This window comes from Piscicoccus intestinalis NBRC 104926 (assembly GCF_001515525.1).
GTDB lineage: Bacteria > Actinomycetota > Actinomycetes > Actinomycetales > Dermatophilaceae > Kineosphaera > Kineosphaera intestinalis.
On sequence record NZ_BCNQ01000165.1, the window covers coordinates 1 to 9,630 of the forward strand.

Here is a 9,630-nt window from a genome sequence, read left to right on the forward strand (position 1 = left end):
ACACTTCACCCCGACCTCCGCGTCCTGGCTCAACCTCGTCGAACGCTGGTTCGCCGAGCTGACCCGCCGCAAACTCCAACGCTCGACCCACCGATCCGTCGTCGACCTCGAACGCGACATCGTCGCCTGGACCCAAGGCTGGAACGAGAACCCCCGACCCTTCGTGTGGACCAAGACCGCCGACCAGATCCTCGAAACCCTCGCCGGCTACTGCCAACGAATTAACGCCTCACGACACTAGCCACATGGCCTGGGCTGGTGTCCGTCTATTTCGTGACACCATTTTGGGCGAAGGTTCTTTTCGCCGGCCTAGGCACCTGTGGCGCCGTGTGTTCTGTCGTGATTATGGTGGCTCTTTTCCGCCAGAGCTTTCACCAGGAATCGCCGCGCGCGACTGAGCCTGACGGACCCACTCTTCATCGGATCGTCACGGCCTTCAGGGTCGGCGGTGTCGCCCTCCTCATTGCTGCCGGGATCTGCCTTTATCTCGTGTCCAGGCATCACGACATGACCCTGTACGCCATCATGAGCGGCACGTCCGGCGTCAGTGTGCTCGCCTACTCGCAATGGCTGCGGCACCTGGCCAAGCAAAGAGAATGAACCCCCGGGGCTGAACGAAGCCCGCGCGCTCGGGGCCCACAGCCTTGTCGCAGCTCACTGGCTCACGCCTCGCGCAGGTCGCGCCGGGCGGCCGTGCTGATGGCGTCGACGAGCACGGCCAGGGCGAGCAGCACGAGGACGACGCCCAGCATCCCCGGCAGGTCGAAGGCGACCCGGCGCTCCTCGAGGATCCGACCGAGCCCGCCGGCGCCGACGACCCCGACGACGACCGTGTCGCGGATCGCCACCTCCCAGCGGTACAGCGCGTAGCCGAGCAGCTTGGGCGCCACGAGCGGCAACACGCCGTAGGCGAACGTCGCCACGCCACCGGCTCCGGACGCGCGCAGGGCCTGCGCGGGGCGCGGGTCGGCGTTCTCGAGCGTCTCGGCGAACAGCCTCCCCAGCACCCCGGCCGTGTACACCCCGAGCGCGATCGCGCCCGGCAGCACGCCCGCCAGCACGACGAACAACACGACCAGCGCCCACACCTGCACCGACACCGCCCGCGTCGCCAGCAACAGGAGCCGGGCCGCGGCCCCCACGGCGCGGCGCAGCACACCCTGCCCCGGTCGACGCGCCGCGACGAGCGCCGCGAGCAGCCCGAGCGCCGTCGCCAGCACGATCGCCAGCACCGACATGCCGAGGGTCTCGGCGGCCGCCCACGCGAGCTGCGCCGCACCCCCGGCGGGCGCCCGCGGCGGCCACGACCGCACCACGAGATCACCGGCCAGATCCAGCGTGCGGCGCGACAGGAGCCGGTCGCCGTCGACGCCCAGGGTCGCCACCGACCACGCGACCAGCAGCCCGGCGAGTGCCACGCTGGCACGAACCCAGCGGGCCGAGGGGTCGCCGCGCAGGCTGCGGCTCCACGCGTCGACGACGACGCCGAGCAGCGCAAGCGCGTAGATCAACGTCCACAACCGCGGGTAGTCGAGCGCCCCGAAGGCCATGAGGAACTCGAATCCGAGCCCGCCCGCGCCGATCATCCCGAGGATGACCGCCGACCGCAGCGCGCAGTCGAGGCGGTAGCAGCCGTACGCGATGAGCTCGGTGCGCACGAGCGGCAGCACCCCGTAGGCGGTGCGTACGAGCGTCCCCGCCCCGGCGCCGCGCAGGGCCCGCTCCGGCGCGTCGACCGTCTCGTCGATGAGCCCCGCGTAGACCGTCGCGGTGATCGCCCCGAACGGCACGGCGATCGCCAGCACCCCGACGAGCGGGTCGCGGCCGAGCACCATGAGCAGCAGCAGGCCCCACACGGTCTCGTGCACGCCGCGCGGCACAGCGACGCCGACCCGCCCGGTGCCGAGCGCGAGGCGCCGGGCGAGGCGACGCCGGCGCCCGTCGATTGGGTCCGCGCGCCACCACGCGGCCGAGAGGAGCACCCCGCCGACGAGCCCGATCGCGACGGCCAGCGCGGTGCCCAGGGTCGCGAACGCCACGGTCGTCGCGGCGGCCCGGGCGGTGACCGCGAGTTGCTCCGGCGACAGGTCCGGGCGCAGGGCGGCGCCCCAGAAGCGCTGCCACGCGCCCCACCCCGCCGGGTTGAGCACCGGCTCCCGGCCCAGTCCGTCGCCGACGAACAGCGTCACGACCGCGAGCATCGCCAGGCCGAACGCGGCCGCCCAGAGTCGGCGCCTCACGGCCCGGCCCGGTACAGGGCGGCGCGCTCGGCGGCCCCGACCTCGCTCGCCGGCAGGTCGAAGACGATCCGGCCCGCCCGCAGCCCGACGAGCCGTTCGCAGCGGCGCACCGCGAGGTCGATGTCGTGCAGGCTCACGAGCAGGGTGCGGCTCCGGCCGGCGACCACCCCGGTGAGCAGCGACAGCACCGCCTCCGCGCGCACCGGGTCGAGGCTGCTCACGGGCTCGTCGGCGAGCACGAGGTCGGGGTCCTGCACGAGCACCCGGGCCAGCGCGACCCGCTGCTGCTCGCCGCCGGAGAGCCGGTCGGTGCGCCGGTCGCGCATGCCGTCGAGCCCGACCTGCGCGAGGGCCGCGTCGACCGCCGCCACGTCCAGCGGCCGCAGCAGCGAGACGAGCCCGCGCGCCGAGCCCCACCGCCCGAGCCGACCGGCGTTGACGTTGTGCACCACCCGCAGCGGTCCGACGAGGTCGAGGTGCTGGTGCACGGTGCCGATCCGGGACCGCAGCGCGCGGCGGGCCCGCGGCCGGAGCCCGGCCGGGTCGGCTCCGAGCACCTCGAGCATGCCCGACTGCGGGGCGAGCATGCCGGCGCACAGCCGCAGCAGGCTCGACTTGCCGGCTCCGCTGGGCCCGACGAGCCCGACGCGCTCCCCCGGCGCGACCTCCAGATCGACGTCGGCCAGGGCGGGCGCGCCGGCGCCGTAGCGCAGGGTGATCCCGCGCAGGCGCAGCGCGGTCACGACAGCAGGCCGAGCTCGCGGGCGATCTGCTCGATCTGGGTGTAGTTGGCCGCGTCCGTGCGGATGAACGAGCCGGCTCCGTACTGCTTCAGCAGCGATGCCTGCTCGGGCACGTCGGTCGACAGGCCCAGCATCGCGTCGGTGATCCGCTGCGTGAACCCGGCGCCGTAGCGCTCGTCGAGCCCGGGGCCGGCGACCCAGTGGTAGTCGTGGTAGGGCGGTGTCGTCCAGACGACCTGCACCGCCGACTGATCGACCGTGCCCGCGGCCAGCCGCGCTTTCCAGACCTGCGAGTTGAGCGCGCCGACCTCGTAGCTGCCGGCCTCGACGAGGCTCAGCGTGGCGTCGTGCGAGGCGCTGAACCCGACCTCACCGGCGAAGTCCTGGGTCGACACGCCCGCCTGCCGCAGGAAGTACTCGGGCATGAGCCGTCCGGAGGTGGAGCTCTGCGGGCCGAGGGTGACGCGGCGGCCCTTGAGGGCGCTCAGGCCGGCGACGTCGTCGAACGGCTCGATGCCCGACGCGCGGGTGGCGACGAAGACGCTGCGGAAATCGTCGTCGATGTCGCGTTGGGCGATGAGCGCGGCACCCGGAGTCTGGAGGCGGGCCTGCACCCCGGTCAGGCCGCCGTAGAAGACGAGGTCGAGGTCGCCGGAGCGGAAGAGGGTGACGGAGGCGGCGTAGTCGCTGACCGGCACGTACTCCACCGGCACGCCGAGCGTGCTCTGCAGGTACCGCGCCATCGCGGTGTCGCGGGCGGCGAGCTTGTCCTGGTCCTGGTCGGGGATGGAGGAGATGCGCAACGGCTGGGCCCCGTCTCCGGTGGCCGGGGAGCTGGACTGGGAGTCGGGCGCGCCACACGCGGCCAGCAGGACCATCAGCAGGGCGACGAGAGGGGCCAACAGCCGGGAGATCCGGGGCCGGCGGGGCAGGCGGGATGAACGAGGGTGGGACATGAGGGCTCCAAGGGGTCGGCGGCGCGCACGCGTCGCGCCGCTCCCCTCAGGAGTGGACGTCGACGGTCACAGCCGCGCGGGGGCACCCGGACCGGGCGCCGGTGAGGCGGGGTCAACGGTGGTGGCGGTGCGGCACGGTCTCCCCTCTCTCTTGGCGCGACTGACATCGGGGAAGCATCGGTTTGATTGCTAGCATTGCTGTCAGGAGGTGTTCTATGGGGACGTTGACCATCCGCAATGTCGATGAGCTGACGCACGATCGGCTCCGACGTCGCGCTGCAGAGAACGGCCGTTCGGTCGAGGCCGAGGTGCGCGACATCCTTGCTCGGGAGGTTCGCCGACCGAAGCAGAACCTGCTCATGAGCCTGCATGCCGCCATGCAGGAGATTGGTGGCGTCGATCTCGAGCTGCCCGCCCGCACGGAGCCTCCTCGCGACGTGGACCTGTCGTGATCATCGCGGACACCAACGTCGTCTCGGAGTTTATGCGCGACGAACCCGCCCCGAACGTGCTCAGGTGGGCAGAGAAGCTCGACCGCACGGACCTATCCATCAGCGTCGTCACCGTGGAGGAAATAGAACGAGGCATCGGCCGCCTGGCGGCCGGGCGTCGCCGCACCACCCTGCAGGGGCGCTGGGAGCAACTCGTGACGACCTTCTACGAGTCACTCGTCGTGTACGACCTGGAGGCTGCACGGACGACCGCGGGGATCGTCGTGCATGCCCAGGCCATCGGACGCCCGATGTCCCTCGCGGACGCCCAGATCGCGGGTTCCTGCGTGTCGCGGGGTTTCGCCCTGGCGACCCGCAACACCCGTGACTTCGACCACGTCGACGGGCTGGAACTCAGCAACCCCTTCGAGGACGGCCGGCCCGGCTGACAAGCGTCTCAACCTGTCTGGAGGGCCCCAGATGACGGCGATCGCCGGGCCGACGATCGGTGCGGCCCCCGCGACCGAGGTGAAGTGATGGCCCCACAGCACGAGTCGGTTGGTCGGCACGTAGTCGATGCCGTCGCGCTGGGCGTGGGCCGGGGTCACGAAATCCGGATCGAGCCGGTACACCCGGCTCGCCAGCACCCGCGAATACACGAGATACCCGGCAGACATGATGGCGATGCCGATAATGGCCAACAGCACGGAATTCATGGCGATCTCCCACATCGTCGTGTCCAATCGACGGTGGTCGAGGGCGACAATCAAGCCTATGGGGGCATACCACCACCTTGCGCGAGGCTCTGGCCTGCGAATACCCCGCCCCGGCTTACAGGAGACGGTGCTGCGGCCGAATGGGTCGCTGCCACTTCAGGAAACGAGGGAACACGTGAACGTGCGCTTCGAGAACAAGGCGCCGACGAAGGTCAACCCGATCGCGGCGGTGCTGTGCTGGTTGACGGTCGCGCTCGAGGGATTCGATCTCGTCGCGCTCGGTGCCGTGATCCCCACCCTCCTGCAGACCCAGCACCTCGGCATGGACCGCCCCGCCCTGACGTTCGCGGCCACGATCTCCCTCGTCGGAGTCGGGGTGGGCGCCGCCACCGTCGGCCCGGTCGCCGACCGGTTCGGGCGCCGCCTCACGTTGCTGGCCTGCATCCTGTCGTTCTCGGTCTTCACGGCGCTGCTGCCGACGGCGGGCACCGCGATCTCGTTCGCGCTGCTGCGCTTTCTCGCCGGCCTCGGCCTCGGCGCGTGCATGCCGGTGGCGTTGACGATGATGAGCGAGGTCGCGCCGCCGCAACACCGGGCCAAGGCCTCGACGCTGACGATGACCGGCTACCACGTCGGCGCGGTCGCCACCTCGCTGCTCGCGCTCGCGGTCACCACCGACTGGCACCTGATCTTCTACGCCGGCGGCATCTTCGGGCTGGCGCTGCTGCCGGTCATGTGGTTCCTGCTCCCGGAGTCGGGCCACGTCACCGCCAGCGAGCGCAAGCCCCGGCTCCCGCTGTCGACCGTGCTGCGCGGCCCCTACGCCCGGGCCAACATCGGCGCGTGGGTCGGCTCGTTCATGGGCCTGCTGCTCGTCTACGGCCTCAACACCTGGCTGCCGCAGATCATGCGCGACGCCGGCTACCCGCTGACCGCCGCCCTCAACCTGCTGCTGCTCATGAACGTCGGCGCCGTCGTCGGCCTCCTGCTCGCCGGGTGGGTCGCCGACCGCAGCGGCATCAAGCGCAGCGTGCTCGTCTGGTTCGCCGCCGCCGCGATCTTCCTCGCGGTGCTGAGCATCCGCATGGCCAACCCGCTGCTGCTCAACGCGGCGGTCTTCGTCACGGGCATCTTCGTGTTCAGCGCCCAGGTGCTCATCTACGCGCTGATCACGCACCTGTTCGCCTCCGAGATCCGCGGCACCGCCCTCGGCCTGACCTCCGGCATCGGGCGCATCGGCGCGATCGTCGGCCCCGCCGTCACCGGCACCCTCGTCGCCGCCGGCAGCGCCTACCCGTGGGGCTTCTACGTGTTCGCCGTCGTCGCCGTGCTCGGCCTGCTCTCGGTGACCGTCGTCCCCGCGAACATCTACGACCCGCAGCGCGAGGACGCCTGAGGCCCGCCCGGCGCGAGTAGGGGCGATTGACCTCTCGAGGCCCCTCGAGAGGTCAATCCGGCCGACCAGCCTCACGGCCGATGCCCTGACCTGCGGTGTTGCGCGGCCGAACCAACGTGACCTCTCGCGAGAGGTCACTGCACAGGCTCCTCTGCGGTCAGTGGTGCGTCGGAGGCCGACAGAACCGGCTCCCAGCAAACTCCCAGGCTGGACATTCACCCTGGGTCAGGTGAGCACCCAGTCGCAGCCCGAGGCGCGCCTCCTCGTCGTGGAGGACGAGCCCAACATCCGTGAACTCCTCGCCACGTCGCTGCGCTTCGCCGGCTTCGAGGTCTACACCGCGGCCGACGGCTCGGAGGCGGTCGAGGTCGCCGAGCGCGAGCAGCCCGACCTCGTCGTGCTCGACGTCATGCTCCCCGACATCGACGGTTTCGCCGTCACCCGCCGCCTGCGCGAGCACGGCCGGCACATGCCGATTGTCTTCGTCACCGCCCGCGACTCGGTCGAAGACAAGGTCAAGGGCCTCACCGTCGGCGGCGACGACTACGTCACCAAGCCGTTCAGCCTCGAAGAGGTCATCGCCCGCATCCGGGCCGTGCTGCGCCGCACCCGCGGCGACATCACCGAAGACGCGATCCTGCGATTCCACGACCTCGAGCTCAACGAGGACAGCCACGAGGTGCGCCGCGGCAAGCGCGTCATCGACGTCTCCCCCACCGAGTTCAAGCTGCTGCGCTACCTGCTGCTCAACCCCAACCGGGTGCTGAGCAAGACGCAGATCCTCGACCACGTGTGGGACTACGACTTCCGCGGCGAGGCGGGCATCGTCGAGTCCTACATCTCCTACCTGCGCCGCAAGATCGACGTCGACGACCCGCCGCTGATCCACACCCGGCGCGGAGTCGGTTACGTGCTGCGGCTGCCTCCCGAGACCGTATGACCGGGTCGTCCGAGTCGACCGGGTCGTCCGGGTCGGCCGGGTCGTCAGCGGACCCCGCCACCCCCGCGGGCCCCGACACCCCGGGCACGACCCCCGGCCCGACCACCCCTGGCACGACCTCGGGCGCGACAACCGCACCGGGCCCGGCGAGCCCACCGTCGTCACCGTCTCCCCCAGGCGGGTCGGCCGCGACGCGCCTGCTCGACCGGGTCTCGGACGCGATGGCCAAGCCCTTCCGGCGCCGCACGCTGACGTGGCGCCTCGTCGCGGTGCTCGTCGTGCTCATCCTGCTCGCCCTCACGCTGAGCAGCGTGGCGACCGGCGTGCTCATGCGCCGCTACCTCATCGAGCGCACCGGGCAGGAGCTGCGGCTGGCCGCGCAGCCGCTGGCCTACGTGAGCCTGGGCCGGCTGACCTCGGCCGACACCGAGCTGCCGAGCACGTACGCGGTCGTGTTCTACTCCCCGACCACCGGGCAGTACACGCCGCAGTCGCCGATCGACGGGCGCTACCGCCCGGAGGTGCCGGTCATCACCGCGGACGACCCGCGCGTCGTCACCGGCGAGCCGTTCCGATTGCCGTCCAAGGGCTCCGGCCCCGAATGGCTGGCCGTCGCCGGCGGCATGTCCAACGGCGGTTCGTACGTCGTCGCGACCTCGCTGGCCGGCATCGACCAGACCGTCAGCCGGATGATCGTGCTGTCCACCTTCCTCGGGTTGTTCATCGCCGGCGCGTGCGTGCTCATCGGCTGGCTCGGCTTCCGGCGCGCCTTCCGGCCGCTGCGCGCCATTGAGGACACCGCCGCGGCGATCGCCGCCGGCGACCTCACCAGACGCGTGCCGCCCCGCGCCGCCAACGACGAGGTGGCCAGCCTCGCGCGCTCGCTCAACGCGATGCTCGCGCAGGTCGAGTCGTCGTTCGCGCTGCGGGCCGCCTCCGAGGCCCGGATGCGCCAGTTCGTCACCGACGCCTCGCACGAACTGCGCACCCCCCTGGCCACCGTGCGCGGCTACGCCGAGCTGTACCGGCAGGGCGCCGCCGCCTCGCCCGAGGCCACCGCCGGCGCGATGCGGCGCATCGAAGACGAAGCGACCCGCATGTCCGGTCTCGTCGAAGACCTACTCACCCTCGCCCGCATGGACAACCGGCGGCCGATGGAGCTGACCAGCGTCGATCTGACGGTCGTCGCCGGCGACGCGGTGCAGGACGCCCGCGCCCGCGAGGGCGACCGCACGATCCGGCTCGTCGGGCTCGAGGAGTCGGGCCTGGCGCCGGCAGTGCTGCGCGGCGACGAGGCCCGGCTGCGGCAGGTCGTCACCAACCTGCTCGCCAACGCCCTCACCCACACCCCGCCGGGCACCCCCGTCGAGGTCGCCGTCGGCGGCGCCGGCGAGCGGGTGTGCCTGGAGGTGCGCGACCACGGCGACGGCATCCCGGCGCAGGACGCGCCGCGCGTCTTCGAACGCTTCTTCCGCAAGGACCCGGCCCGCGGGCGCCGCGCGCAGGGCGGCCACGGACTCGGGCTGGCCATCGTCGCCGCGATCGTCAAGGCCCACGGCGGCCGGGTCGGCGTGGCCCCGACTCCCGGAGGCGGTGCGACATTCCTCGTCGACCTGCCCCGCTCGGCCCCCGCGGCCGCCGCGCCCAGCGCGTTGACAGGCGGTGTGGAGCCCTGATGGAAAACCGCGTGATTAACTGTGCACCATTGCCCGACGTGGCGTGCAAGGAGAGGCACCGATGAGCGAGAACCGACCCGGACACTCCGGCGAGTCCGACGGACCGGAGTCCGATCGGGGCCCCGACCGCGCCGGCGCACCGCGATCCGGCGGCGCCGACAACCCCGGCGGCGGGCCCGACTCCGTGTGGGCCGACCGGTCCCAGAACGACGCCACCGCCCCGCTGTGGCACGCGCCCGGCGACACCCCGCCGTACGGCGTCGCCGGATCGCACGGCTACGCCGGCTCCCGCCCCTCCGGTCAGGACGCCTACTCGGGATACGAAGACCGTTCGGCCGCAGGGGGTTCCGCACCCTCCGGCCACGGCGACGGCACCGGCTCCACCGGCGCCTCGACGGGCGGCTCGACCGGCGGCTCGACTGGCCCGATCTACGGCCCGTACGCCCGCTTCGGGGCCGACGAGCAGTCCGCCTCGGGGGCGCGCGCGTTCGAGCAGGGCGCGCCCGGGCTGGCTCCGGCCGGCGCCGGCCCC

Annotated in this window: 9 protein-coding genes and 3 pseudogenes; 8 read left to right on the forward strand and 4 right to left on the reverse strand. The window is 72.1% G+C overall.

Annotated features, from left to right (window positions below; genetic code table 11):
- Positions 1–241, forward strand: a pseudogene (locus PINTE_RS18485) (IS630 family transposase); the annotation flags it as partial.
- Positions 242–258: 17 nt separating this feature from the next.
- Positions 259–600, forward strand: a complete 342-nt coding sequence (locus tag PINTE_RS18490) for a hypothetical protein (protein WP_157087362.1) — start codon at positions 259–261, stop codon at positions 598–600.
- A 62-nt stretch (positions 601–662) separates the two neighbouring features.
- Here PINTE_RS18490 and PINTE_RS18495 read toward each other — a convergent pair whose 3' ends face one another.
- The 3 genes from PINTE_RS18495 to PINTE_RS18505 are packed head-to-tail and all read right to left on the reverse strand — an operon-like array spanning position 663 to position 3,939.
- Positions 663–2,240, reverse strand: a complete 1,578-nt coding sequence (locus PINTE_RS18495; RefSeq protein ID WP_068433688.1) for a PhnE/PtxC family ABC transporter permease — start codon at positions 2,238–2,240, stop codon at positions 663–665.
- Positions 2,237–2,983: a phosphonate ABC transporter ATP-binding protein gene (locus PINTE_RS18500; RefSeq protein ID WP_068433690.1), complete on the reverse strand. Its 747-nt coding sequence runs from the start codon at positions 2,981–2,983 to the stop codon at positions 2,237–2,239. Before PINTE_RS18500 ends, PINTE_RS18495 begins: the two co-directional genes overlap by 4 nt.
- Positions 2,980–3,939 (reverse strand): putative selenate ABC transporter substrate-binding protein, encoded by a 960-nt coding sequence (locus PINTE_RS18505; protein ID WP_157087363.1) that lies wholly within the window; start codon positions 3,937–3,939, stop codon positions 2,980–2,982. The genes PINTE_RS18500 and PINTE_RS18505 overlap by 4 nt, the downstream gene beginning before the upstream one ends.
- 215 nt (positions 3,940–4,154) lie before the next feature.
- Between PINTE_RS18505 and PINTE_RS18510 the strand changes: the two genes are divergently transcribed.
- Both PINTE_RS18510 and PINTE_RS18515 read left to right on the forward strand, forming a co-directional pair.
- Positions 4,155–4,391, forward strand: a complete 237-nt coding sequence (locus PINTE_RS18510) for a FitA-like ribbon-helix-helix domain-containing protein (protein WP_068433692.1) — start codon at positions 4,155–4,157, stop codon at positions 4,389–4,391.
- Positions 4,388–4,819 carry a type II toxin-antitoxin system VapC family toxin gene (locus tag PINTE_RS18515; protein ID WP_068433694.1) on the forward strand — a complete coding sequence of 144 codons (432 nt, stop codon included), beginning with the start codon at positions 4,388–4,390 and terminating at the stop codon, positions 4,817–4,819. Before PINTE_RS18510 ends, PINTE_RS18515 begins: the two co-directional genes overlap by 4 nt.
- A gap of 24 nt (positions 4,820–4,843) precedes the next feature.
- Here the strand turns inward: PINTE_RS18515 and PINTE_RS22220 are convergent.
- A pseudogene (locus PINTE_RS22220) lies at positions 4,844–5,086 on the reverse strand (carbon starvation CstA family protein); the annotation flags it as partial.
- Positions 5,087–5,261: 175 nt separating this feature from the next.
- On the opposite strand from PINTE_RS22220, the gene PINTE_RS18520 reads away from it, so the two are divergent.
- The 4 genes and pseudogenes from PINTE_RS18520 to PINTE_RS18535 form a co-directional block, all read left to right on the forward strand.
- The gene (locus tag PINTE_RS18520) at positions 5,262–6,482 is read left to right on the forward strand and encodes an MFS transporter (RefSeq protein ID WP_068433695.1); all 1,221 of its coding nucleotides are present in this window, start codon (positions 5,262–5,264) and stop codon (positions 6,480–6,482) included.
- Between the two features lie 229 nt (positions 6,483–6,711).
- On the forward strand, positions 6,712–7,422 hold the full coding sequence (locus PINTE_RS18525) for a response regulator transcription factor (protein WP_068433697.1): 711 nt from the start codon (positions 6,712–6,714) through the stop codon (positions 7,420–7,422).
- A gap of 221 nt (positions 7,423–7,643) precedes the next feature.
- Positions 7,644–9,098 carry a sensor histidine kinase gene (locus PINTE_RS18530; RefSeq protein WP_068433699.1) on the forward strand — a complete coding sequence of 485 codons (1,455 nt, stop codon included), beginning with the start codon at positions 7,644–7,646 and terminating at the stop codon, positions 9,096–9,098.
- 61 nt (positions 9,099–9,159) lie between these two features.
- Positions 9,160–9,630: pseudogene (locus PINTE_RS18535) on the forward strand (hypothetical protein); the annotation flags it as partial.

Excerpts from the sequence above, each read along its gene's own strand:
- PINTE_RS18530 (WP_068433699.1), top strand. The coding sequence starts at position 7,644 with ATGGCCAAGCCCTTCCGGCGCCGCACGCTGACGTGGCGCCTCGTCGCG.
- PINTE_RS18505 (WP_157087363.1), bottom strand. The coding sequence starts at position 3,939 with ATGTCCCACCCTCGTTCATCCCGCCTGCCCCGCCGGCCCCGGATCTCC.
- PINTE_RS18510 (WP_068433692.1), top strand. The coding sequence starts at position 4,155 with ATGGGGACGTTGACCATCCGCAATGTCGATGAGCTGACGCACGATCGG.